Source organism: Micromonospora sp. DT44 (assembly GCF_049841635.1).
Taxonomy (GTDB): domain Bacteria; phylum Actinomycetota; class Actinomycetes; order Mycobacteriales; family Micromonosporaceae; genus Micromonospora.
Genome location: NZ_JBNCKS010000191.1, coordinates 1 through 327, shown reverse-complemented (window position 1 = coordinate 327; position 327 = coordinate 1). Strand labels below are relative to the sequence as shown.

Below are 327 nucleotides of genomic sequence, written 5' to 3'. Positions count from 1 at the left end.
CACCCCCGCCACATCGACCATCCAGTACGGCAACAGCAGCGTCGACCAGCAAGCCATCAGCTACACAACACGACAGATGGACTCCATGAGCATCACCAGCGCCAGCTGGCAACCCGACGCGGCAGGCTTTCCATCATCAGTAGCCCCGACGTACCACCAGGCCGACTACGGCGTCACCGAACGCAGATCACCAACTCCTGAACAGCGCCCCAGCAAACGCCACCGACGCACATGACCGGGTTTGTGGATCGGGACTGTCAACTTAACGGTGTAACTGGATCTTGATGGGGTTACTTGCGGGCTGCGGACAGGCGGCCTTCGAAGGTG

General features: G+C 60.6%; 1 protein-coding gene. It reads left to right on the top strand.

What is annotated here, in order from left to right:
- Positions 1 to 235: hypothetical protein (locus tag ACLQ25_RS32875; protein WP_425734617.1), on the top strand; the 235-nt coding region annotated here is incomplete at its 5' end.
- Positions 236 to 327: the final 92 nt, after the last annotated feature.